The sequence below is a fragment of the Flavobacterium sp. GW823-FHT06G12 genome (genome assembly GCF_058794775.1).
The window spans coordinates 375276-398827 of record NZ_JBXAHE010000001.1 but is presented as its reverse complement, the minus strand read 5'-3'; the positions used below and the strand labels follow the sequence as shown (position 1 = coordinate 398827).

Sequence of the window (23552 nt, the reverse complement as noted above, 5' to 3'; positions counted from 1 at the left end):
AATCTATTTTTAAAAAACATAAATTTAGCAGAACTCGAAAGGTTTAAATATCTTTGATGTATAAAAAGTCTAGCGAAAACATGAAAAAATATATTTTAATTCTACTTTGTTTTTTATTCCTCTTTTATTTTTTCTCAAAAAGCAGAAAGCCACAGATTAACCAAACAAGAAATTTCTGAACGTGAACTTGAAAACACAACCAATTTCCCTATTTATAGAGCATTTGAATTTAGCGATAAAAGCGGAGTTTACGAATTGGTTTTAGGCGAAAATCAAAAAGTAATTTCTAAAAAGGATACTTTAAACACAAAAATACAAGCTGTTTGTGTAATTAATGACCACGGCGGACTTTTAGATCAATGGAAAATTAATGATTTGCTTGAAGATACTCTGCCAAAAGAAACAAACATTTGGTTCTGGACAAAATATTGCAGTACAAAAGATATTGATGGAGACGGTTATATTGAACCTATTATTGTTTATGGAACTCGCAACGAAGATGGCTATATAAGACGCGTAAAAATTATTACGATTTATAAAAAGAAAAAATATGTTATTCGTGCAGTTGAATGTGATTTTGATAATTGCAGAAGTTTTGAAAAAGATCAAAATTGGAATACGCTTCCGCAGAAAATAAAATTATACGTTAATCAATTGACTGAAAAAATGAGAAAAGAACAGGATGTGCTTTTAAAAAATGGGTAATTTTAATGGTGAATTGTGAATGGTAAATTGTTAATGATTGATGTTGATTCTTAATTAATAATTCACCATTAACAATTATCTACTCATTCATTTCATCATAACGTTCTGGAACTTGCGGATCGTAAAGCGGACATTTGAATTCTTCCATGATATCTACTAATCTATTCATGGTTTTTCCTTCTGTTCCGTAGCAGTCAATTTTTATGCTTTGAGGTGTTGTAATAACTTGAAATGCACCTTTCCCTTTTGGATTTTTCCAGCTGTCTTCATCCACTCTTTCCCATTCCGAAAAAACTGAATTGATTCTGTTTACGATTACTTCAATTTGAAGTGCAGCCAGACCTTCAACTTCTTGTTTTTCTACAAGAGCTTCATAAACTTCCTGATTGTTCAGGTAAATTTCATCTAGATATCTCCAAAAAAGTAATTCGTACATAGTTAAATATTTTTAAACCATATGAGTGATATAAGAAAATATAAATTTTTTCTGAGTGAAATCGAAAGCTGTCATTAATAAGGCTTCGACTTTGCTCAGCCTGACAATCTAACTTAAAATGAACTTATATCACTTATATGGTTATTTTTTTTAATAATTAAATGTTCCGTATTCGCTAGTAATTGTAAGCTTTTTAGAATCTGAAGCTTCTACTCTACCTACAATCTGCGCATCAACATTAAATGATTTCGAAATTTCGATAATATCTTGTGCAATATTTTCTGGAACGTAAAGCTCCATTCTGTGACCGCAGTTGAAAACCTGATACATTTCTTTCCAATCTGTTTTTGATTGTTCTTGAATTAATTTGAACAATGGCGGCACCGGAAACAAATTGTCTTTTATAACATGTAAGTCTTTTACAAAATGTAAAATTTTAGTTTGTGCACCACCACTGCAGTGTACCATTCCGTGAATATCTTCTGGAGTATATTTATCTAAAATTTTCTTTATAATTGGTGCGTAAGTTCTTGTTGGAGAAAGCACTAATTGTCCAGCATTGATTGGACTGTTTTCTACTTCATCTGTCAAGTTTACTTGTCCTGAATAAATTAATTCTTCTGGAACGGCAGCATCGTAACTTTCTGGATATTTCTTAGCCAAATATTTTCCGAAAACGTCATGACGTGCAGAAGTAAGTCCGTTACTTCCCATCCCTCCATTATATCCTTTTTCGTAAGTTGCTTGTCCGAAAGAAGCCAAACCAACAATTACATCTCCAGCTTTAATATTTGCATTGTCTACAACATCACTACGTTTCATACGAGCTGTTACAGTAGAATCTACAATAATGGTACGAACTACATCGCCAACATCTGCTGTTTCTCCTCCTGTTGAATGAATGGTAACTCCAAATGATTTTAATTCGTTGATTAGTTCCTCTGTTCCGTTGATGATTGCAGAAATTACCTCAGCTGGAATTAGGTTTTTGTTTCTTCCAATTGTTGAAGAAAGTAAGATATTATCTGTTGCGCCAACACACAATAAATCGTCAATATTCATGATTAAGGCATCTTGAGCAATTCCTTTCCAAACAGAAAGATCTCCAGTTTCTTTCCAATACATGTATGCTAAAGACGACTTTGTACCCGCTCCGTCAGCATGCATAATTAGGCAGTGATCATTGTCCTGAGTTAAATAATCAGGAACAATTTTACAGAATGCCTGCGGAAATAAACCTTTGTCAATATTTTTTATAGCGTTATGTACGTCTTCTTTTGATGCCGAAACACCTCTTTGTGCATATCTTTTGCTAGAATCTGAACTCATGAAAATTAGTTTGTGTTGATGTGCTGCAAAGATAATCCCTTTTTTTAATTCTTTGCCTTATTCGATTATTTGATTGATAAAAAAATCGGCAGAAGTATATATTCTGCCGATCTCCCGAAATAAAATTGGTTATGAAACTTTGGCTTGCTGCTTTTATTCCCAGTCGGGCATTGAAGCTCCTGTAAATAAGATTACTCTAGAATCAGTAACTCCAATTCCTGTTTTTACTACATTTTTAACAGAAAGTCCATCATTTGATGTATTCATAAAAATCAGCTCGGCTTCGTTTGGCGAATACCTAACATCTAAATCATTTGTTCCCTGAGGCTTACCTGTCGTTAATTCGTACGAATTCCCTAAAACAAAACTATATTCAAAAATTCTGGAATCTAATTGACGATAATTACTGTTTTCAAATCCCGAAACATCTCTAGCATAAAGTAATTTTAAACCAGAAACTGAAAAATTTAAACCACTGGCAGCACCCGGTAAGCCAGCCAATATTGGCGTTACTACAACTCCCGACGGATTTATAACATAAATTTCTACGCCATAGCCATTTATATCATTTACTTTTAAAGCTATTTTACTTCCATCTGCACTCCAATCGCATTCTGAAATAAATTTACCGTTTGGGGTTTGGAATATTTTGGCGACTCCACTTCCATCGCTTTTTATCCTATATAATTTATCAAAGTTCGGATAAATAAATTCGCTTCCAGAAGCATTCCACGAATACCCTATATAATTTGCATTAAACCCAGCAATAGGAATAGAACTTGTTACTTTTTTTATGTTTGTTCCGTCAAAATTCATCGTATAAATATCATTTTGCGAACCTGTTGTTCCTATAAATGCTATTTTTTGAGCCTGATTATTTCGTCTTGGTCGCCAATAATTTTTATCAGAACTTGTTAATTGGTATTGTTTTCCTGTATCATCTGCTGTAAAAATTACGTTGTTTCCATTTATGGTTTTCACAAATAAATGCCTTGTTGCTGGAAATGCAATTGTAGAAAATGCGCTTATTGTGCTTAAAATTGGTGCATTTACTCCATCACTTACAGAAACTTGCCAATAATATTTCGTGCCATACATTAAATTTGTCAGTGCCAGTTTTTTGTCTTTTATATCTGTAAAAACCGCGATATCGCTATTTTTATCGTTTCTCAGATTTATCGTGTATGTCATCGTATCATTATCAGGATCGGTAACAGTCCAACTGAGTTCTAAATTTATAGGCTGGCTTGTGCTGTTATCTGTTGGAGCAGCCAAAACCGGAACTGTTGGAGGTTTGTTATTTGCTGTCGATTTGCTTAATTCAAATACAATTTCAGAAGTGTTATTGGCTGTTACAGTAACCGCTTCAAATTTTGCTATAAAACCATCCTTTTGGGCTTGAAAAGAATATTCGCCCACTTTTACATTCGAAACCGTAAATTTTCCTTCGGCATCTGTAAAAACAGTGCTAGTTGTTGGACTTGATAATATTTTTACATTTTCCATTGGTTCAAAAGTATCACTGTTGACTACTTTTCCGGTTACAGTTCCAAACTGAGATTCTCCAATTTTCTCTTCGCTGCAGGAAACCAGACCTAATAAAAAAAGTACACTTGCTATTTTATATAAATACTTCATTATTACCTTACTTTTAAAATTTAAACTTCTTTCTTACATCTTCGAAATGACCGATTTACTTTTTCTTTTTCTTCACAAAATAATAAGTCAGCCCTAATCCAAATTTATAATAGTAATCATCTCGGGTTCCAGCAACTATATAATCGATATTATCACTGAAATTGATATTTTGCTCCGCAAATAATTTTATTCCTATTCTATCTGAAGCCAAATATTCAAGACCTCCTCCGTATTGAACTTTGCCGTATGTATTTTCAAATTTCCTATTCATTCCATATCCGCCACCTACATATAAATACGGCGTAAGACGGTCTTTAGGAAGTATGACCCACTCCATATTAAGATCGTATGTAATGTATCCGACATCTACTAAATTTTTATTGGCAAGATTTACCACATTTGTAGAAGCGCTGATATTAAAACTTGGAGTAATAAAGAATTTTAAAGCTCCGCGTCCAAAAGGTCTTAAAAGCGGATCTTGATAATCTCCATCCATTAAAGTAGCTCCACCAGAAAGTTCTATAGCAAACTGGCTTCTTCTATTTTCTAAAACCCTATCATAAAGTCCTGTAACATCTGCCGTTTTGGTTTCTTCTGCGTACGCTTTTAATAAATTGTCAACCTGCCATTTTGGTGCATCGGCTTCCCAGATATTATCTTTTATTCCTTCTAAAACCAATGATTCTACCGCTTTTTCTATCGCTTCTGTTACAGCCATGTGTACGGGTTCATTAGTTGTATATCCGGTTTCTACTTCCAAAAGCCTTTTAAAATTTACATATCTAAAAAGACTCTCGTCGATAGCCTGAGACAAAATAGTTTTTGAGATATAAACTGATTTTAGAATTTTTCCGTTTGAAGTAGAAATCATTCTTAAGTATATTGTAACACGATCCTGGCGATATTTCACAGAAGCTCCAGCTCCAAAATATCGAGCACCAAATCCGCCTGTAATAATATTGGAATCATAGGAAACTATACCTCCTTCTAACAAAACTCCTGCATACAATAATGGAGTTAACTGGGGTTCGTTCGGATTTGCATTTTTTACATATTCCTGTCTTGTGGCTCGAATAAGATTTCGCTCCTGCAATAAGTTTCCAATATTTTCGCGCTCAATTGGCACAAACCATTTTGAGTCTTCTAGCGCTTTTATTAGAATAGACGTTGCGCCCTGAGTTACAGCAGTACTAAAACTGCTTCCGTTTTCCTGAGGTTTATATTGTCCAGTCTGGTCTCTAAATTTATAGACACCAACTACAACTTGCTCTTTAGGTTTTGGTAAATCTTTTAATAATGAAGTCGCAGGCGTTCCTTCTCCCAAAACAGCTTTTTGTACTCCTGTGGGTTGATTATAATAAGCGCCGCAACCAGTAAAAAGAAATCCAAATACAATAAATAAATAGTAATGGAATCGCATATTATTGATTTGGGATGATTACTTGGGTTTGTTCTCCTGTATTGGTATCTAGGATATTTAAAGTTAATCCGTCAGAAGATGGATAGACATCTACTGAATAACTTCCGAATGTATAAGAGCCTTCCTTGATACCATCTGTACCAAATTGCTGTTTATAAAGAGAACTAGAAATCTGATTTAGCAATTGCGAGTTTAAATTGGCTTTAAATCGTTCTAAATCAGTTTGGGGTTTGGTTTCTGCTGTTTTGTCCTTTTGTTTATTTTGCGCTTCTGCACTGCTTAGAAGCCACTGATAGTTAAAAGTATCTCCTCCAAAAGCTGGATTTACAGGTTTGTAAACTAAAGCTTGAGCATTTATAAATGGAGAAATAAGCAGAAAAACTGCAAGGGTTAAAATAAATTTCATGTCGCTAATAATAAAATTAATACTGAGTGAAATATTTGCGTTGTTTTTCTTTTTCTTTCAAATAGGTAAAAGTTTCGTTTACAGCCTCTACTGCAACCGCATCAAGAAATTCGTCATCTGGTCTTACTAAAAACTGATATACTATTTCATTATCTATCATAATAGTTATGGCAGTGTTTCTAGCAAAACTATACTCTTCACCTATTGTTACTATTTTATCAGCATTTATTCCTATTTCATTGTATTTGTAATAATACCGATCGTAAAAATCTTTTCCTGCTTTTGTTTTGGTTTCATCTGTTATAATTCCTTTTAAGACAAATCCATCAACAGGAAGGACTATCACATTATCTTTTTTTTTTCTTCGCCAAGTACTACTCGATCTTTTGCTACGATTTGCTTATCCTCATCATAAAACAAAAGCAAAATGATTACCTCATCATCTGCTGTTAAATTGATCTGTGAAGTAGACAATTTCTGAATTTCATTGGGTTGTAAAGTAAAAACACCAACTTGATCATTACTAGACTGATTATTACTTTTATTATTGTTTTTTATAACAGACAAACGATAAGCTGCACTTCGAATTACATCTGTTAAGTTTTCTGCAGTACCTGTAATCTTTACGCTGTTTTCTACTTTTTCTACTTCAATTTTTGCCTTTAATTTATCCTGAGGAACTTGTGCAAACATTAAAGCTGAAAAAAGCATTAAAAAGATGGTAATATGTCTGTTTATAAAACGCATGTTATTTTAATTATTTATTAAAATAATAGAAGCGCCATTTCCTGTCTGAGTTATTTTCATATTCTTTGACATCGAATTGGTTCCAATATTTTGAATGTTTTGATTATCTCCTTTTTGGATCATTTCCATATTGATATTGTAATTGGTGTACAATGTAAAATCGGAAATTTTGTTGTTATCGCCTTGCTGAATAACGCTTTGAGTAATTGTTTTTGCATTTTTATCTAATGCTAGTGAATTATTATCACCATTTTGATCTACTGCCACTTTTGTATCATTCGATTTTAAAGCAGCATAAACCTTATTGAAATCGCCAATTTGCTGAATTTGAACACCCGATTGAATTTTAGAATTTAATTCGTCACGTTCTTTCTTGTTCATGTTTGAAACAATGCTAAAAGCTTTTTCTTTTGAATCGAAAAGAGATGAACTGTAATTTTTAAATTCTGGGTTTTCTTCTTTCTCTTGAGCAATGAGAGCTGCTGAAAAAAACATTAAAAAGACAATATTTAAAAAAATTGCTTTCATAATACTTATATTTTAATTAAGAACACAACAGCTAAGAATGAAGCTGTTGTGTTTTATATTTTTACAACTAGTGGTTACTTTGAACTACTGTAGATAAGTTCGAAGTTCCTTGTTGAATTACTAAATTCACGTTTCCTGTTGATAAAAAAGAATTAGCAGTTTGTGTTGAGTAAGATCTGTTTGAATTTCCTTCTTGCAACACATTTTCTGTATTTCTATATCCAGTTTGAGTTGAATTAGCAATGTTAGAATTTCCAAATTGGTAATGGTTAGATTCATTGCTGTTTGTAGCACTTGCAAGTGCTCCTGCAGTTTGAGTTTGGTTAGACTCGTTATCTAAACCTCCTTGGCTAGCATAAGCTTTGTTGTAATTTCCATTTTGAGTTTGAGTAGCTTCATTTCTTCCATGAGGAGATTTAGGAACAAGTGTAGTTAATGGAGCCATTCCAGTAAAAACTGAAGCTGTTGGAAGAGTATTTCCTGTTGTACCTTGATCTATCGTAGCAGAGTTATTATTTCCTGTTTGAGTTTGAGTCGCTTTATCTTCTCCTTTTAGATCCAAATAAACTGGAGATGATCCAACTTGAGTTTCATCTTGCCAAATAGTAGCTGAGTTATCATTTCCTACTTGAGTTTGATAAGCTTCATTTCTCCAGTTGTTTTGTGAAATAAAAGCTTTGTTACGTTTTCCATCTTGTGACACTTCTGCTAAGTTGTTGTTAGACAAATTTCCAAGAATAGGAAGCGTAATTTCTCCTGGATTAACTCCTTGGTAAACATCTGCCTCATTATTCGCATTTTTTTGAATTACACTAGAACTTTGTGCAGTACCAATTTGATGCACATAAGCATCTTGAGTTGTTCCAGTTTGATTTACGTAACTTGAATTAGGTGCCGGTGGATCTAATGGTATAGTTACTACCTGTGCAAAAGCCGCTACTCCTACAAACAGCATCGCTGAGATGCTTAAAATTACTTTTTTCATAATAAATATATTTAATTGGTTATTAATACAACTTATTATGTAGGTAATTTGCAGATTCGAAATTTGGGGGAAAGACGGGGACTTTACAACGCCATTTGAAAACAAATTTTAATTTATTTTCTCAACTTCATGACCAAAATTATAAAACTTCTCCAAAACAAGATTCAGTATAAATACCTATTTTACAAGATATTAACCTCTTTTCGACAAACTGTAAAACTATCTCGATGAACTGCCAAAAAGCTTATAAATTTTCATAGGAAAAAAGGTACTTATTACAATTTGTTTACATTTAAAGCATCTGTAACAAAGAAAATATCAATTAAATAGGGGCTTTATTACTATTTAAGCAAAAAAAAGCCTGTCTTAGAAGACAGGCTTTAACAAATTGTTTCTTAATTATTTAGTAAACAATAATTCTCTGTATTTGGTTAATGTCCAACTTTCGTCATCTACCAATAATTCCAATTTATCGCAGTGATTACGAATCTCGTCAAAATATGGTTTTACGTTATTGCAATACGCCTCTGCCATTTTTTGAGCATCAGTTAATTGATTTGCTTTCTTTCTTTCATTAGTCATTGCCAATACTTTAGAATTGATTCCTTCAATATGACCTGAAATTTCTTTAATTAAAACAATCTGCTCTTTTGCAATAGTTTCAAATTCTTTTCCAAAAATCTCTTTTAATCCTTTTACGTTTTCAATTAATGTATTTTGATAACGAATAGCCGTTGGAATTACATGGTTTCTTGCAATATCTCCTAAAACGCGACCTTCAATCTGGATTTTTTTAGTATATTCTTCCAATTCGATTTCGTAACGCGCCTCGGCTTCTACATGATTAAAGATTCCTAATTCTTCAAACAATTCCAAAGCTTGTTTCGAAACTTTTGCTTTAATCGCTTCTGGAGTTGTTTTAAAATTACTTAATCCTCTTTTTACTGCTTCTTTTTCCCAAGCTTCGCTATAACCATCTCCTTCAAAAAGGATTTTTTTAGATTGTTTGATGTATTCTCTTAAGACATTAAAGATCGCATCATCTTTTTTCATGTCTTTATTTTCAATCAAATTCTCTACTTCATTTTTAAAATCAATTAACTGTTTTGCTACAATTGCATTTAAAGTTGTCATTGCATTAGAACAATTTGAATTTGAACCTACCGCTCTAAACTCAAATTTATTTCCTGTAAAAGCAAAAGGCGAAGTTCTATTTCTGTCTGTATTGTCTAATAATACGTCTGGAATTTTTCCAACAACATTCAATTTCAAATCTGTTTTTTCTTCTGGCGAAAGTTTTCCTGTTGTTACGCTCTCTAATTCAGATAAAACCTTTGTTAATTGAGCTCCAATAAATACTGACATAATCGCTGGTGGCGCTTCGTTTGCTCCTAACCTGTGGTCATTACTTGCTGTTGCGATAGAAGCTCTTAATAAAGTCTCGTTATCGTTTACCGCTTTAATCGTATTAATAAAGAAAGTCAAAAACTGTAAATTGCTCATTGGCGTTTTACTCGGACTTAATAAATTAACTCCTGTATCTGTTGCCAACGACCAGTTATTATGTTTTCCTGAACCGTTTACACCTTTAAATGGTTTTTCGTGAAATAATACTTTAAAGTCATGACGTTCTGCCACTCTTTGCATTACATCCATTAATAAAGAGTTGTGATCTACAGCAAGATTGGTTTCTTCAAAAATCGGAGCCAACTCAAACTGATTTGGCGCAACCTCATTATGACGTGTTTTTACTGGAATACCCAATAACATACATTCTTGCTCTAAATCTCTCATATAAGTAAGAGCACGAGTTGGAATAGATCCGAAATAATGATCGTCTAATTGTTGACCTTTTGCAGAAGTGTGTCCTAATAAGGTTCTTCCTGTCATCATTAAATCGGGACGAGAATTTGCCAACGCTTTATCAATCAAGAAATATTCTTGCTCCCAACCTAATGTTGCTGTTACCTTTTTTACATTTTTGTCAAAATATTTACAAACCTCTGTCGCTGCTTCGTCAATTGCAGATAATGCTCTCAATAAAGGTATTTTATTATCTAAAGCTTCACCTGTGTAAGCAATAAATACTGTTGGTATACATAAAGTTGTACCATATATAAAAGCAGGAGAAGTAGGATCCCAAGCTGTATAACCTCTTGCTTCGAATGTGTTTCTGATTCCGCCATTCGGAAAACTAGATGCATCTGGCTCTTGCTGTACCAATTGCGCTCCTCCAAATTTTTCTACAGATTCATTTCCATCATAAGAAGTTTCAAAAAAAGCATCGTGTTTTTCTGCTGTAGTTCCTGTAAGTGGCTGAAACCAATGTGTATAATGTGTTACACCTTTAGAAAGAGCCCATTCTTTCATTCCCATAGCAATATAATCTGCTAGTTTTCTGTCGATTTTAGTTCCGTGCTGGATCGCATCTCTTACTCCTTTAAATGCATCTGAAGTTAAATATTGCTTCATTGCCTTTTCATTAAACACATTTGCACCAAAAAGATTTGATTTTCGGCCAATTTCCTCAAAATGTACCGGCTTTCTGTTAGAAGCTTGTTGTAAAGCTTGGAAACGTAATGTTGACATGGTTATGTATGTTTTAAATTCGTACTAATTTTCATTAAAAAATGATCAGCAAATATAAACAAATAAAGAACCTATTTAGAATATAAATTTTAGATTTTTGAAATAGAATTTTTCAACATAAACTGCTTTTTTCGAAGAATAATGAATTCAAATCACAGAAATATAACAAAACTGTACGGTATTATTGATTAAATAAACATTTTTTCATAATTTCTTAACTCATAAATTCAAAAATGCGTCGTAATTATTACGAATTTATTTTTTTAAGGTAATTAAAATTGCTTTTTTTAAAATATACCCCTAACAAAATTGCGCTTATCCAAAAAATTATACTTCGCAAAACAAAATAGCCCCCTAATTTTTGGGACTAAAAAAATAAATCTATATTTGACCCAACGAAAAAAAACAAAAAAATTAATTTATATTATTATGGCTAAAATTAAGTTAGAGTACATTTGGTTAGATGGATATGAACCAACTCAAAATCTTAGAAGTAAAACTAAAGTTGAAGAACACGAAAACTTCAAAGGAACATTAGAGGAGCTTGGAAACTGGTCATTTGATGGATCATCTACAAGACAAGCCGAAGGAGGTTCTTCTGACTGTTTATTAGTTCCAGTTGCAATCTATCCAGATCCAACTCGTATCAACGGATGGTTAGTAATGTGCGAAGTTATGTATGCTGACGGAACACCACACCCTTCTAACGGTAGAGCTACAATTGATGATGATAATGATGATTTTTGGTTTGGATTCGAACAAGAGTATTTCATTATGGATACTAAAACTCAACTTCCACTTGGTTTCCCAGTTGGAGGATACCCTGCACCACAAGGGATGTACTACTGTTCTGTAGGTGGAAAAAACACACACGGTAGAAAATTAGTTGAAGAACATGCTGATTTATGTATCGCTGCTGGAATCAATTTTGAAGGAATCAACCAAGAGGTTGCTTGCGGACAATGGGAATTCCAATTATTTGCTAAAGGAGCTAAAAAAGCTGGAGACGAAATCTGGGTTGCTCGTTACCTATTAGACCGTTTGACTGAGAAATATGGTTACTATATCGAATATCACCCAAAACCTCTAGGAGATACTGACTGGAATGGTTCTGGTATGCACGCTAACTTCTCTAACACAGTTCTTAGAACATGTGGTTCTCAAGAAGTTTACGAGAAAATCTGTGAAGCTTTCCGTCCTGTTACTGCTGAGCACATTGCAGTTTACGGAGCTTACAACGATCAGCGTTTAACTGGTAAGCACGAAACTGCTTCTATCCACGATTTCTCTTATGGAGTTTCAGACAGAGGATGTTCTATCAGAATTCCTTTAATGACTGTTCAAAAAGGTTGGAAAGGATGGTTGGAAGACAGAAGACCAGCTTCAAACGGAGACCCTTACAAAATTGCTGCTAGAATTATCAAAACTGTTAACTCAGCAATATAATTTAAAGCTTACAATATATTTTACAAAGTGCCATCGTAATTGTTGGCACTTTTTTTATGCATTAACCCGACAGGTTTTAAAAATCTGTCGGGTTAAACAAGAAAAAAACCTCATAACTTTATAATACTTAACATTTTACAAGTAACAAATATTACTTAATTTTAAGATTAAATTTAATTTTTAAGTTAAAGTTCAAAACTTATCTTTGTATATCATTAAAAAAAATAATTTATGATAGTCTGGTCTCTCTTTTTACTTGCTGTAATTTTTATTCTTGCTTTAGACCTTGGTGTCTTTAACAAAACACCACATATTATTAGTACTAAAGAAGCCAGCAAATGGACTCTTATTTGGGTTACTTTATCCTTCCTGTTTTCGGGAGTAATTTATTGGCTATACACTACAGATTATATAGAAAATCCAGATCAGCTTGAACCTATGAAAGCTTCAATGAAGTTTATTACAGGTTATTTAATAGAGCTTTCGCTAAGTGTGGACAACATCTTTGTTATTGCTATTATTTTTGCTTCGTTCAAAATTCCGCAAAAATACCAGCACCGCGTTTTGTTCTGGGGAATTCTAGGAGCAATTGTTTTCCGTGGTTTGATGATTTTCTTTGGTGTAATGCTAATTAGCAAATTTACCTGGACAACCTATGTCTTTGGTATTTTCTTGATTTTTACTGCTATAAAAATGTTATTTTCTGGTGAAGATGAAGATTTTCATCCAAAAGATTCGTTTGTATACAAAACATTAGGAAAAATTATTCCGATTACATCAGAGATGGATGGCGAAAAATTCTTTATCTCAACCAAAACTGCAAAAAAAGCTGCAACTCCATTATTTGTTGCTTTGATTGTAATCGAGGTTATGGATGTGCTATTTGCTGTAGATAGTGTTCCTGCAATTTTAGCCATTACAAAAGATCCTTTTCTAGTATTTAGCTCTAACATTTTTGCCATTTTAGGATTACGTTCTATGTATTTCTTCTTAGCAAATATGTTGGCAAAATTCAGTTATTTAGAATACAGCTTAGTAGCTATTTTAGCTTTTGTTGGATTAAAAATGTTACTACACGATTATATTGAAGTTCCAGAATGGGCTTCTTTAGGATTTATTGCTTTATCACTTTTAGTTGGAATTCTAGTTTCTCTTAAATTCGGACCAGAAAAGGTTTTAAATGATTCGTCAAGCGAAGAATAATTAGCTTTAAAAACATATATTCTTAAAAGAGAGGAAATCGTAAGGTTTCCTCTCTTTTTTACAACTATTTGTAATTTTCTACTACTTTTCTTATAATTTAACATTTTAAATTAAAGAATTTACGTATAAATATTTATTTTAGACTTTTTAATTTAAATTATAATCATGAACAAAAATTACTTATTTCTCATTGCAACATTAATGCTCAATACATTAATATTTGCACAAACCGTTACCTTAACTCCTACTGCGGTAAATAGCACCAACGTTAATTCTGGACCAATCAATTTAGCCTCTGTTCCAAATTCAACTATCTCATTGAACGTTAAAGTTGATATTCCAAGTAATGTTGCTGTTAGTGATTACGGAACATTAAAAATATATTATTCTAATTCGAATGTATTAAATGCCAATGTTGCACTTGGCGGAGATACAGGAACTTTGTTTTTTGGTGGCGGAAGAACTGCCAGTAGAAGCATTGTAATAAACTTGCTATGGAGTGATTTCTCAACTTCTGGCGGATTCATTTTTGCCGAATACAAAAATCCTGCAGGAACAGCTTACAGAAGTTCGAATATTGCTGTAATTAAAAATTCAAGCATGAATTCAGGAACTACTTTAAACCCTCCTGCAGATGCTCCTAACCCCACAAAAATTCCCAATACATTATGTTGCAACCAAACTGTACGATTGGGGGACAAGCCACAACTTATAACAGGCTCCAAGTTTTTAAATCCGTATGCAAACGAACCTTATGGAATTAATTCAAGATGGGAAACAAAAGGCAATCCAAATACAAATAGAAAAGCAGATTTTATCAATCAAACCCTGAGTATAGACCATATAACATCACCAGAAAGTTTTACAGTAACAAGAAGCTTGGGATATGTTTATGGAAATGAATATCCAAACAAAAGCACAGTTACAATTACAGTTGTGCCTTCACCGATAACCGCAAATTCAATTTTAAGTGATGGAATTATAAATTCAGAAGGATTCATTGAACTATCTAGTTTAAATAAACTGACAATTACAGGTGGAAATTCAAGAGTAAACCTAAATATATTACAGAACCCTTCCTATGTGGCACAACCAAGAGATCCCGGCTCGCCTGTAGATAGATACAAATGGGAATATACACTTACAGGTAGCGGAACGTATGAAGATTGGATTACTATACCTAATGAAAATTATGCAAATCTTGTTTTTTCTGATCCTTCACAACTTTCAAATTTTGAAGACAGTTATTACAGAATTAGAAGAATCGCAATTTATCAAAATATATCACAAGTTAGTAATGAAATAAAAGTAGCTATAAGAGGATTACGTTATAACAACACAATTTGCTGTGATCAAATTTTAAAAATTCAGCCTCCTACTAATTTTGAGAGCCCTCAAATTATTAATGGTTCTACGATTGATGTTACTAATCCTATCGAAGAAGGTCTTTTTTTTAGAGTTAATTACATAAACTATCAATGGCAAAGCCTAAGCATGGAAAATGGATATCCTAATTCAACTTGGGCGAATATTTCGGGAGCAACATCTAAAGATTATTTACCATCGCAAACACTAACTGTAATTCGTGATAGACGCGGTAATTACGGTTTTTCACAATCATATAAATATAGAAGGATTGCATATATCAATTATTCAATTCTAAAGGACAGAACAGTTACCAATACTGCTTTAAGCTATAGCAATGAATCCTCATTAAATGGCTCTAACTCCGAGGCTTTCATTCAATTCTATCCAAACCCAACCACTTCAATTCTTAATATTGAATCTACAGTAGACATTACAAATTCAAAAATCACAATTTCAAATGTAACAGGAAATATCCTAAACTCTAACAATTATTCAATCATAAACTCTAAATTACTAAGCATAGATGTTTCCAATTTCATTACAGGAACATATTTCATTACAATTGAAAATCAAAATTTAGGATTAGTTCAAAGAACATTTATTAAGCAATAAAACATAAAAAAAGGAAATCTTACGATTTCCTTTTTTTATTTATATTATAATTGAACTAAAACTTAGTTTAACTTCTTAACGTTACTGTCATCAATATTGTATTTTGCAATAACAGCATTATAATCTGAATAATCAGCTTTATTAACTGACTTCGCTGTTCCTGCCAGTTTTTCTCCAGGAACAATAACAATTCTAAATACTTGGTTTTGAGTCCAATCAGCTGACAAGGTGTTTAATGGAAAATCTGCTGCAAGCCAAATACTTACATCATTTATCGTAAAATCATAATTAAAATCCAATGCACCACCATCACTCATATAATATGTTTGAGGAAGTAATCTCCAAACCGCATTCCCATTATTAACTTCATACCTATGGTAAACCAAGACAGCATCGTACGGATAGATCTGCAAAGGAATTAATACAGAATAACTTGGAGAGTTAAAATTAACCCTTGTATCCATAACCTGTCCCACTAAGCCATCTTGTCCCGGAACTCCTGGAGGCCCTTCTGGTCCTTCACAGCTAGAAAATGCAATTAAACCGATAACCGCAAATAAGGTAAGTATCTTTTTCATAATTATTTTTTTTAAGTATTATACTATAAAGGTATTCCAAAAATTAAACCAAAAAAAATGATTTGGCTTATTTTAAAATTAAAATTCCTTTATTTTTTTGCAGTAACCTGATTCTTAGATAGTATTTTATTGAAAAATAATACATGATACGGAAGCGAATTTTCCCAATAATCCCAAGTATGAGCTCCTGGCCTTTCGGTATAATCGTGGTCAACTTTATTATAAACCAATCTTCTGTGTAATTCTCGGTTTGGTTCAATTAGAAAATCGTCTACTCCGCAATCTATTATTAACGGTAGTTTATTTGCTTTTAATTTATCAGCCATTCTCAAAACAGAATTCTGCTCATACAATTCTGTATTTCCGCTTTTGTCTCCAAAAACAGGTTGCATTAATTTCACTATCTGTGCCGACGAATCTCTATTCAACATTGTACTCATATCTACCGCACCGCTCATACTTCCTGCCGCACAAAACAAATCGGGATGTCTAGCAGATAAATATAAAGCGCCATGTCCGCCCATAGAAAGCCCCGTGATTACTCTTCCGTTTTTATTACTAATTGTACGGTACGTTTTATCTACTTTCTGAATTACTTCTTGCGTAATAAAAGTTTCAAATTGGCTTTCTTTATTTACAGGACTATCAATATAAAAACTAAACGTCTCTCCTTCTGGCATTACAATAATCATATTGTATTGGTCTGCAAGATTATGAACCAGTTTTTTGTTTGGAGTATTTTTAAGCCAATCGCTAAAATGTCCGTATGCACCATGCAAAAGATACATTACAGGATAAGTTGTTTTGCTTTTAGCATAAGAATTTGGCAAAACCACAGCAGCCTTATAAGTTTTACCCATTGCGTTACTTGCAACTTGAAGTGTGTCTACTTTTGCAGCATATGTCATGGTGGTAAGACAAAGCAAAAATGCAGACAATAGCATTTTAAATTTCTTCATTTTGATATTTTTTTTTGATTAGGGTTTGTAAATATAACTTTTTTCAGAATAAAATATATGAAAAATCCGACTGGTTTTTGATGCCACGAATTGCACTAATTCCCAGTAATTAATTTAAAATACTCTCTCATAGAAAAATAAAAAATCCGATTAGCTTTTGACCAATCGGATTTCTATTTTTTTGCCACAGATTAAAATGATTATTCGGATTTTTTCAATTTATTCTTCAAATCCAGAAAAATAAAAAATCATTTTAATCTGTGAAATCTGTGGCATAAAACATTAACTAATAATAATCTTATGCTCATGTCGGTATTGCGAAGCGCTTTTACCAGTGTATTGTTTAAATGATTTACTAAAGTGACTGAAATTATTAAAACCGCTTTCGTAACAAACTTCGTTAATACTCATAGGCTGTTCTGCCAAAAGTTTAGAAGCGTGTACTAAACGATATTCATTTACAAACTCGGTAAATGTTTTATTCGAAATCTTTTTGAAATAACGGCAAAACGAAGGTGTAGTCATACTTACCAAACTCGAAACCTCATCTATAGAAATAGATTCCTGAAAATGATCTTTCACAAAATTAAAAACCACATTCATACGATCGTTGTCTTGTGTTTGCAGTTCCATCGAAAACCCATCAGCGTTTAAGATGGTATATTCTTCAGCCGATTCCAATTCGTCTAAAACACTCAAAAGCGTTATAAGTCTTTGAAATGGCGGTTCATTTTCCATCATTTCAATTTTACTTCCGATACGTTTTTTTGTTTCACCACCAAAAGCGATTCCGCCCTTAGCTTGTTTCAAAATATTTTGCACCCTTTTCATTTCAGGAGCCACAAAAAAATCGCTTCCTAAAAATTCAGGTTTTATATGAATTACGGTTTCCGTTGTATTTCCTGTTTGTTCATTTGTAAAACCGCAATGTGGCAAATTAGCTCCTATTAAAAGTAAACTACCATTGGTATAATAAGAAACATGGCTTCCTATTTGTCTTTTTCCAGCCCCGCCATTTATATAAACCAACTCAATTTCTGGATGATAGTGCCATAAATGAGCTTTACTATTGGTCTTTTCGGCGTGTTTAGTGTAGGTAAAAGAACTTCCGTATGAGTTAGTTATCACTTCAAGAGCTGGGGCAATAGTCTTCATGATAATTTCTTTAAAAAATAATAGCAAATTTAACAAAAACACCTAAAATAATTTAAATTTTAACCTACAACGGTTTCGTAAATGCGAATTTTACATTAAAATAACGTCCTTAACACTGCAAATTTCACATCGAAATCGGCTTTTTTTTAGAGTCTTATTTTTTTTCCCGACTTTTTTTTTATTTATCCTATTTAAAACTTGATTTTATATAGATATGCTAAAAATTGTAAGAAAAACGGAAATTTTATGAAGTATTTAGTTTTTGAAAAACTTTGAAGAAAAACAATCAAATTAACAAAAACACAACATTAAAGTCAAATTTTAACATATAACGGTTTCGTAAATGAGAATATAGCATAGAAATCGGAAAATATAGATGTTAAAATACCACACATGCTGCTATAACTTTGCATCAGAGAAATGAACGAAAAAAATTTAATACTATAGAATATGAAAAAGATTATGAAATTAAGTTTAGTATGTGCAGTACTTCTAACAGGAATGAGTACTTATGCAATTGATGGTAATGAAGCATTAAATCTTCATGTATTAAAAGGAAATGGCAAGGTAATTGCTTTTGGAATTAATCAATTACAAAAAGCTGTTATTAGTATATATGATACAAATGGTAACTTAATCTATACTGAAAACGCTTCTGGTAAAACTGGAATCTTAAGAACTTTCAGTTTAGAAGAATTTCCACAAGGAAAATATATTTTAGAAGTTGCTGATAGCTTCAAAAAAGTAAAATACGATATTACTGTAGATGCAAATAGTTCTACTTTGTCTTCAAAAGGAACTACTTCATTGAACTAAGAAAATATTAAGGTTAAGTGCAATTCTTCACGGCACTTAAAATTTTATACTCTAATACAGTATAAAAAGTGAGGTTAGATAGTTAGTAAGTTAAAAACTTTCAAAAGTTTTAAAAACAGCTCTTTGTGGTTACTGAGCTGTTTTTTTTTGCTCTTTACTTTTTTGAGTTATGAAACTTTGCCGCAAATTTTTTTAAACGCAAAGGTCACAAAGATTTACGCAAAGTTCGCAAAGGCTTTTTTGAGTAAATTTTATAAAATAAAAAAGTTCGCAAAGCTTTATCCTAATATAGCTTTGCGAACTTTGCATTTATATACATGATCTTTGATAAAAAAAACTTTGTGAACTTTGCGTAACCTCTGCGCCCTTTGCGTTACATATTACACAATCTAAATAAAAACTTAGAACCTCAGCATCTTAGCACCTCAGCCCCTTTCTTCTTCCTACATTTTTTAAAGAAATCTTTATCGCAATGTAAATTTAAAATCATCAAAAACGTTGAAAAATAATAAGTGTTTTAGCAAAAACGATAAATATAATTCAAATTTTAACCTATAACGGTTTCGTAAATGAGAATATAGCATCGAAATCGGAGAATATAGTATTGTTTTTTTACTTACAACTGAAGTAATTTAGCATCAGAGAATTAGAACTATTAATTTAAAACTAAATACCATGAAAAAGATTGTTAGATTGAGTTTAGTAGCAGCATTGCTTTTCACAGGAATTAGCACATATGCAATTGATGGAGTAGCAGATTTTAATCTGCATGTACTTAAAGCTAATGGTAAATCGATCACTTTTGGTCTTAACCAAACGCAAAAAGCCAACTTAGCAATTTACGACAAAGAAGGAAATCTAATTTATTCTGAAAGTGCTTCAGGTAAAGATGGAATTTTAAGAACTTTCAGTCTAGAAGAATTTCCAGAAGGAACTTACTTCTTAGAAGTAGAAGACAATACAAAAAAAGCAAAATACGAAATCACAATAACTGATGATTCTACTGTTTTATCTAAAAACGCAGTTTCTTCGGTTTACAAACCAGGTTTTGCTAAAAATACAAGTGTGGCAGCACGCTAAAAAAGTTTATGCTTTCATAAAGTATAAAAGTGAGGTTAGATAGTTAGTAAGTTTAAAAACTTTCAAAAGTTTTAAAAACAGCTCTTTGTGGTTATTGGGCTGTTTTTTTTTGCTCTAAGTTTTTTTACCGCAAAGAATTACGGAAAGTTCGCAAAGTTTTTTTCACAAAGCTCTGCGAACTTTGCGTTTTTATAAACCTCTTGCATAATAATTCTTAGCATCTTTTTGAATAAATCTTTGCACACTTTGCGGTCAAACATATAATTCTATATGTAAATAAATTCTTAGCTCATTGTAAATTCAAAATCAAGCAAAACATTGAAAAATAATAACCGAATTAACAAAAACGTTAAAAATAATTCATGTTTTAACCTATAACGGTTTCGTAAATGAGAATATAGCATAGAAATCGGAAAATACAGTTGCGCATTTTCATGTATTACATAAGTAATTTAGCATCAGAGAATTAGAACTAATAATTTAAAAACTAAGTACCATGAAAAAGATTGCAAAAATGAGTTTAGTAGCTGCGTTGCTTTTCACAGGAATTAGCACTTACGCAATTGATGGAACGTCGGAGTTTAATCTTCACGTAATGAAAGCTAATGGAAAACTGATTACTTTCGCACTTAACAAAGTACAGAAAGCCAACTTAGCAATTTATGACAAGGACGGAACACTTATTTACTCTGAAACTGCTTCAGGTAAAGAAGGAATTTTGAGAACTTTTAGTCTAGAAGAATTTCCAGAAGGAACTTACTTCTTAGAAGTTGAAGACAGCGTAAAAAAAGCGAAATACGAGATCACAATTGGTGATACTGCCTCTCTATCTAGAAATGCAGTTTCTTATGCTTACAAAGCTGGTTTCGCTAAAAATTCGAGTGTCGCTGCACGCTAATTTTTATACTCCAAAAAGGTATAAAATAAGGTTAGAAAAAATTAAAAATTACATTTTTATTGTTTAAGAAACAGCTCTTGGTTGGTTACAGAGCTGTTTTTTTTGCTTTATACTTACTGTTTTTTTACCGCAAAGTTCACAAAGATTTTCGCAAAGCACGCAAAGATTTTTTGTTTAAAGATTTCGCAAGCTCAAAGTTCACAAAGTTTTATCCATATAGCGTCGCGAACTTTTTTATTTTATAAAACTACTCAAAAAAAAAACTTAGCCCACTTTGCGAAAATCTTAGCGCACTTTGCGTTAATTAATATATCATTTTTACTTACAGAGCTGTTTTTTTTATTTCTAAAATTGATGAAAAATAAATTTCAGTCTGATTTAAGAAAAGTATTCTTATTAATAAAATAAGTGGCTTTAAAACACTTAAAAAAATATTAAAATTTAAAAAACCGCGAGCCCAGTAATTACGTACATAGTTCAAACAAAATACAGAAATAGTTTCAATTCAGCAAGTTAACAGTTAAAAAATGCCAATTTATTGCTAAAAATTAAATTTGTATTTGTAGTTTTACGCGTTCCACATTTAGTAATTAACAATTTAAAAAAAACATGACAAAATTTACCAAAGCTGGTTTAGTTGCTGCCTTTTTTTTAGCGACTGTGTTTACCTATGCCATTGATGGAAAAGGTGATTACATTTTAAATATCAAAACAGGAAACGGAAAAGTAGTTAGCTTTACTTTAGACACTGTAGAAAATGCATCTTTCTCTATTTATGACGAGAATCACAACTTACTTTATGCGGGAGAATCTGCAGCAGACAAATTAGAGGTTTCAAAAACAATTAGTTTAGAAAGTTTTCCTGCTGGAACTTATGTTCTTGAAGTGAAAGCAAACGACAAAGTTGCGAAACACGAAATTAAAGTTGCTGCTAAAAAAGTAAAGACTGTAAAGTTAGACGAATCTGTTAACCAGAGTCCATCTTTTCGTCGTTAATTTTTTGCCCCCTAAGAATTAGAAAGCAGCTCGTACCAGGAGCTGCTTTTTTTATTTCTCAATTCTTTTCTCTATAAAATCTTTCGAATTTAAAGAAGTTACTACTTTTTTTCCAGTTTTAGATTCCAATTCGTTTAAAGCAACTTTAGCAACATTTCCTCCCTGTTTTGCTACTTCTTTACTTTCATCAAAATTTTCTGGATTTGTAGCACTTGAAATATCTTTTGTAGATGCTTCTGCCAGCATGTTTAGAATCAATTCAGTGTTAGACATATTATCTCGCAAATTCTCCTTTTTAAGCCTTTTCAGTACTTTATATTCTTTAGTTGTTTTTCCTGACCAAGCTTTTGAAATAATATCTGTTAAAATAGCAAATTCCATTCCTTCCTTAACACCTCTACTTTTCCATTCTCTAGTCAATTCATTCCGAATTTCGATACTTTTTAATCTCTGATTAATCCAACTTTCCGAATAACCTAATTGCATGTATTGTTCTAAAGCTCGATCAATTGTAATTTCAGGATCTTGCATTTCATCTAAACGTTCAGATGCAATTTGTGCAAGCCATAATTTAAAAGGCTCTGCTTTAGGAGAGGGAATAGATTGTATTAATCTAAATACTTGTTCTGTGTCTGCAACATCTGTTTTATAATATTTACCGTCGGTCGCTTGCATTTTCAGTTGACTACAATTTGTAGTCAACTCACTTCCTTCTTTCTTTAAACGAAGTTTTAATACACTCCAATACTTCCTTGCATTAGGGCTATCAGTTAATACTTGTATAACATCAACAATAGAAAAATACCATTTTTCTTGCTCTTCATCCCAAATTGTCCTTACTTTCTTCTTTTCAAATATTTGAATAGCACCTTCTTCTTTCATTTTTCTTTACATTCTTTATTTTTACAAAAATAAGAAAAAACATACAATTAATTAACAAGTTAATAATAAGTTCTCACCGATACATTACAAATTTAAGCAGAAAACCAACTCAAATAAATTGTCTCCTATTTATATTTTCTATTCAAATCTGAACCAATTTTTACCAGTTTCCAAAAAACCACTGACTCTGATGAAATGATTATTTTTTGTGTTTCTTTATATACCATAGAATGCATAAAAGCATAAATATAATCTAAGAAATCTATCAATCTGAAACTTTGCCGATATTCTGGACGCACTTCTTCGCTATTGACAAAACATACATTTCCTGATTCTTTTTCTTCTAAAAATAACAAACCTAAACGATTCGCAAACAATTTTAATGCTTCGTTATTTAAAAGAATCCTATCTGAAGTTTTTTGCAATACATCATCAAGCATAAAAAAGGATTCGGCACTTTGCTGTATTTTTTGAACGTAAAATTCAAGATCATCATTGTCAGAAAATGTAATCTTAGTGTTTTCGCGTTGCAAGCTTTCTATTTTATCCAGATAATCCTGTATTGTCATCGCAATATTCTTTCTGATATAAAGTTAAATTATATTCTTTTTAAAAAATAAAAATACCTACCTCAAAATCGTTTTTCACTTTCAAAAAAAACATATAAATCAAACAAAATCAATTATTTACAAAAACATAATATAATCGACCAAATCAAAAAAACATCGTTAAAAAACAACTTATATTACTGATTTACATATATTTGTACAACATAA

General features: G+C 32.0%; 23 protein-coding genes. 8 read left to right on the top strand and 15 right to left on the bottom strand.

Going from position 1 to position 23552, the window contains the following annotated elements; genetic code table 11:
• Window positions 1-126: 126 nt before the first annotated feature.
• On the top strand, window positions 127-705 hold the full coding sequence (locus tag AC1Q5Z_RS01675; RefSeq protein ID WP_492444121.1) for a M949_RS01915 family surface polysaccharide biosynthesis protein: 579 nt from the start codon (window positions 127-129) through the stop codon (window positions 703-705).
• A gap of 79 nt (window positions 706-784) precedes the next feature.
• On the opposite strand, the gene AC1Q5Z_RS01670 is transcribed toward AC1Q5Z_RS01675, so the two are convergent.
• The 10 genes from AC1Q5Z_RS01670 to AC1Q5Z_RS01625 form a co-directional block, all read right to left on the bottom strand.
• A complete protein-coding gene (locus tag AC1Q5Z_RS01670; RefSeq protein WP_343588545.1) occupies window positions 785-1141 on the bottom strand; it encodes a hypothetical protein in 357 nt (118 codons plus the stop codon).
• Between the two features lie 150 nt (window positions 1142-1291).
• Window positions 1292-2470: an AIR synthase related protein gene (locus tag AC1Q5Z_RS01665; protein ID WP_198856976.1), complete on the bottom strand. Its 1179-nt coding sequence runs from the start codon at window positions 2468-2470 to the stop codon at window positions 1292-1294.
• 153 nt (window positions 2471-2623) lie between these two features.
• Window positions 2624-4108: a carboxypeptidase regulatory-like domain-containing protein gene (locus tag AC1Q5Z_RS01660; protein ID WP_343588544.1), complete on the bottom strand. Its 1485-nt coding sequence runs from the start codon at window positions 4106-4108 to the stop codon at window positions 2624-2626.
• Between the two features lie 55 nt (window positions 4109-4163).
• Window positions 4164-5528: a CsgG/HfaB family protein gene (locus tag AC1Q5Z_RS01655; RefSeq protein WP_198856974.1), complete on the bottom strand. Its 1365-nt coding sequence runs from the start codon at window positions 5526-5528 to the stop codon at window positions 4164-4166.
• 1 nt (window position 5529) lies between these two features.
• Window positions 5530-5934: a curli production assembly/transport component CsgF gene (locus AC1Q5Z_RS01650; RefSeq protein WP_343588543.1), complete on the bottom strand. Its 405-nt coding sequence runs from the start codon at window positions 5932-5934 to the stop codon at window positions 5530-5532.
• Between the two features lie 16 nt (window positions 5935-5950).
• The gene (locus tag AC1Q5Z_RS01645; protein ID WP_492443545.1) at window positions 5951-6280 is read right to left on the bottom strand and encodes a CsgE family curli-type amyloid fiber assembly protein; all 330 of its coding nucleotides are present in this window, start codon (window positions 6278-6280) and stop codon (window positions 5951-5953) included.
• Complete coding sequence (gene csgH, locus AC1Q5Z_RS01640; RefSeq protein ID WP_343588541.1) at window positions 6277-6681, bottom strand: curli-like amyloid fiber formation chaperone CsgH; 405 nt, start codon at window positions 6679-6681, stop codon at window positions 6277-6279. The genes AC1Q5Z_RS01645 and csgH overlap by 4 nt, the downstream gene beginning before the upstream one ends.
• Before the next feature lie 6 nt (window positions 6682-6687).
• Complete coding sequence (locus AC1Q5Z_RS01635; RefSeq protein ID WP_343588540.1) at window positions 6688-7209, bottom strand: hypothetical protein; 522 nt, start codon at window positions 7207-7209, stop codon at window positions 6688-6690.
• 67 nt (window positions 7210-7276) lie between these two features.
• Complete coding sequence (locus AC1Q5Z_RS01630) at window positions 7277-8194, bottom strand: hypothetical protein (RefSeq protein WP_492443542.1); 918 nt, start codon at window positions 8192-8194, stop codon at window positions 7277-7279.
• Window positions 8195-8593: 399 nt separating this feature from the next.
• The gene (locus tag AC1Q5Z_RS01625) at window positions 8594-10783 is read right to left on the bottom strand and encodes a glutamine synthetase III family protein (RefSeq protein ID WP_492443540.1); all 2190 of its coding nucleotides are present in this window, start codon (window positions 10781-10783) and stop codon (window positions 8594-8596) included.
• Window positions 10784-11212: 429 nt separating this feature from the next.
• Between AC1Q5Z_RS01625 and AC1Q5Z_RS01620 the strand changes: the two genes are divergently transcribed.
• From AC1Q5Z_RS01620 to AC1Q5Z_RS01610, 3 genes are all read left to right on the top strand, one after another.
• Window positions 11213-12229 carry a glutamine synthetase beta-grasp domain-containing protein gene (locus AC1Q5Z_RS01620; protein ID WP_177210321.1) on the top strand — a complete coding sequence of 339 codons (1017 nt, stop codon included), beginning with the start codon at window positions 11213-11215 and terminating at the stop codon, window positions 12227-12229.
• Window positions 12230-12460: 231 nt separating this feature from the next.
• Window positions 12461-13432 carry a TerC family protein gene (locus AC1Q5Z_RS01615; protein ID WP_492443537.1) on the top strand — a complete coding sequence of 324 codons (972 nt, stop codon included), beginning with the start codon at window positions 12461-12463 and terminating at the stop codon, window positions 13430-13432.
• Between the two features lie 165 nt (window positions 13433-13597).
• Window positions 13598-15412: a T9SS type A sorting domain-containing protein gene (locus AC1Q5Z_RS01610; protein WP_492443535.1), complete on the top strand. Its 1815-nt coding sequence runs from the start codon at window positions 13598-13600 to the stop codon at window positions 15410-15412.
• Window positions 15413-15474: 62 nt separating this feature from the next.
• On the opposite strand, the gene AC1Q5Z_RS01605 is transcribed toward AC1Q5Z_RS01610, so the two are convergent.
• From AC1Q5Z_RS01605 to AC1Q5Z_RS01595, 3 genes are all read right to left on the bottom strand, one after another.
• Entirely contained in the window at window positions 15475-15990 is a 516-nt protein-coding gene (locus tag AC1Q5Z_RS01605; RefSeq protein WP_492443533.1) for a hypothetical protein, read from the bottom strand.
• 89 nt (window positions 15991-16079) lie between these two features.
• Complete coding sequence (locus tag AC1Q5Z_RS01600; protein ID WP_492443531.1) at window positions 16080-16949, bottom strand: alpha/beta hydrolase; 870 nt, start codon at window positions 16947-16949, stop codon at window positions 16080-16082.
• A 282-nt stretch (window positions 16950-17231) separates the two neighbouring features.
• Complete coding sequence (locus AC1Q5Z_RS01595; RefSeq protein WP_198856964.1) at window positions 17232-18104, bottom strand: AraC family transcriptional regulator; 873 nt, start codon at window positions 18102-18104, stop codon at window positions 17232-17234.
• 450 nt (window positions 18105-18554) lie between these two features.
• Here AC1Q5Z_RS01595 and AC1Q5Z_RS01590 point away from each other — a divergent pair, with 450 nt between their 5' ends.
• The 4 genes from AC1Q5Z_RS01590 (at window position 18555) to AC1Q5Z_RS01575 (ending at window position 21894) form a co-directional block, all read left to right on the top strand.
• Complete coding sequence (locus AC1Q5Z_RS01590; protein ID WP_198856963.1) at window positions 18555-18920, top strand: T9SS type A sorting domain-containing protein; 366 nt, start codon at window positions 18555-18557, stop codon at window positions 18918-18920.
• Window positions 18921-19595: 675 nt separating this feature from the next.
• Window positions 19596-20000 (top strand): T9SS type A sorting domain-containing protein, encoded by a 405-nt coding sequence (locus AC1Q5Z_RS01585; protein ID WP_198856962.1) that lies wholly within the window; start codon window positions 19596-19598, stop codon window positions 19998-20000.
• A 496-nt stretch (window positions 20001-20496) separates the two neighbouring features.
• A complete protein-coding gene (locus AC1Q5Z_RS01580; protein ID WP_198856961.1) occupies window positions 20497-20898 on the top strand; it encodes a T9SS type A sorting domain-containing protein in 402 nt (133 codons plus the stop codon).
• A gap of 609 nt (window positions 20899-21507) precedes the next feature.
• Window positions 21508-21894 carry a T9SS type A sorting domain-containing protein gene (locus AC1Q5Z_RS01575; protein WP_198856960.1) on the top strand — a complete coding sequence of 129 codons (387 nt, stop codon included), beginning with the start codon at window positions 21508-21510 and terminating at the stop codon, window positions 21892-21894.
• A 51-nt stretch (window positions 21895-21945) separates the two neighbouring features.
• Here the strand turns inward: AC1Q5Z_RS01575 and AC1Q5Z_RS01570 are convergent, their stop codons facing one another.
• Together AC1Q5Z_RS01570 and AC1Q5Z_RS01565 are read right to left on the bottom strand one after the other, a co-directional pair.
• Complete coding sequence (locus tag AC1Q5Z_RS01570) at window positions 21946-22776, bottom strand: BRO-N domain-containing protein (RefSeq protein WP_492443527.1); 831 nt, start codon at window positions 22774-22776, stop codon at window positions 21946-21948.
• 125 nt (window positions 22777-22901) lie between these two features.
• Entirely contained in the window at window positions 22902-23345 is a 444-nt protein-coding gene (locus tag AC1Q5Z_RS01565; RefSeq protein ID WP_492443525.1) for a hypothetical protein, read from the bottom strand.
• Window positions 23346-23552 lie beyond the last annotated feature (207 nt).

Coding starts and splice junctions, on each gene's coding strand:
- AC1Q5Z_RS01580 (WP_198856961.1), top strand. CDS start 20,497: ATGAAAAAGATTGCAAAAATGAGTTTAGTAGCTGCGTTGCTTTTCACA.
- AC1Q5Z_RS01625 (WP_492443540.1), bottom strand. CDS start 10,783: ATGTCAACATTACGTTTCCAAGCTTTACAACAAGCTTCTAACAGAAAG.
- AC1Q5Z_RS01590 (WP_198856963.1), top strand. CDS start 18,555: ATGAAAAAGATTATGAAATTAAGTTTAGTATGTGCAGTACTTCTAACA.
- AC1Q5Z_RS01585 (WP_198856962.1), top strand. CDS start 19,596: ATGAAAAAGATTGTTAGATTGAGTTTAGTAGCAGCATTGCTTTTCACA.
- AC1Q5Z_RS01620 (WP_177210321.1), top strand. CDS start 11,213: ATGGCTAAAATTAAGTTAGAGTACATTTGGTTAGATGGATATGAACCA.
- AC1Q5Z_RS01670 (WP_343588545.1), bottom strand. CDS start 1,141: ATGTACGAATTACTTTTTTGGAGATATCTAGATGAAATTTACCTGAAC.
- AC1Q5Z_RS01630 (WP_492443542.1), bottom strand. CDS start 8,194: ATGAAAAAAGTAATTTTAAGCATCTCAGCGATGCTGTTTGTAGGAGTA.
- AC1Q5Z_RS01650 (WP_343588543.1), bottom strand. CDS start 5,934: ATGAAATTTATTTTAACCCTTGCAGTTTTTCTGCTTATTTCTCCATTT.
- AC1Q5Z_RS01605 (WP_492443533.1), bottom strand. CDS start 15,990: ATGAAAAAGATACTTACCTTATTTGCGGTTATCGGTTTAATTGCATTT.
- AC1Q5Z_RS01600 (WP_492443531.1), bottom strand. CDS start 16,949: ATGAAGAAATTTAAAATGCTATTGTCTGCATTTTTGCTTTGTCTTACC.
- AC1Q5Z_RS01655 (WP_198856974.1), bottom strand. CDS start 5,528: ATGCGATTCCATTACTATTTATTTATTGTATTTGGATTTCTTTTTACT.
- AC1Q5Z_RS01575 (WP_198856960.1), top strand. CDS start 21,508: ATGACAAAATTTACCAAAGCTGGTTTAGTTGCTGCCTTTTTTTTAGCG.
- AC1Q5Z_RS01565 (WP_492443525.1), bottom strand. CDS start 23,345: ATGACAATACAGGATTATCTGGATAAAATAGAAAGCTTGCAACGCGAA.
- csgH (WP_343588541.1), bottom strand. CDS start 6,681: ATGCGTTTTATAAACAGACATATTACCATCTTTTTAATGCTTTTTTCA.
- AC1Q5Z_RS01595 (WP_198856964.1), bottom strand. CDS start 18,104: ATGAAGACTATTGCCCCAGCTCTTGAAGTGATAACTAACTCATACGGA.
- AC1Q5Z_RS01615 (WP_492443537.1), top strand. CDS start 12,461: ATGATAGTCTGGTCTCTCTTTTTACTTGCTGTAATTTTTATTCTTGCT.
- AC1Q5Z_RS01660 (WP_343588544.1), bottom strand. CDS start 4,108: ATGAAGTATTTATATAAAATAGCAAGTGTACTTTTTTTATTAGGTCTG.
- AC1Q5Z_RS01635 (WP_343588540.1), bottom strand. CDS start 7,209: ATGAAAGCAATTTTTTTAAATATTGTCTTTTTAATGTTTTTTTCAGCA.
- AC1Q5Z_RS01570 (WP_492443527.1), bottom strand. CDS start 22,776: ATGAAAGAAGAAGGTGCTATTCAAATATTTGAAAAGAAGAAAGTAAGG.
- AC1Q5Z_RS01610 (WP_492443535.1), top strand. CDS start 13,598: ATGAACAAAAATTACTTATTTCTCATTGCAACATTAATGCTCAATACA.
- AC1Q5Z_RS01665 (WP_198856976.1), bottom strand. CDS start 2,470: ATGAGTTCAGATTCTAGCAAAAGATATGCACAAAGAGGTGTTTCGGCA.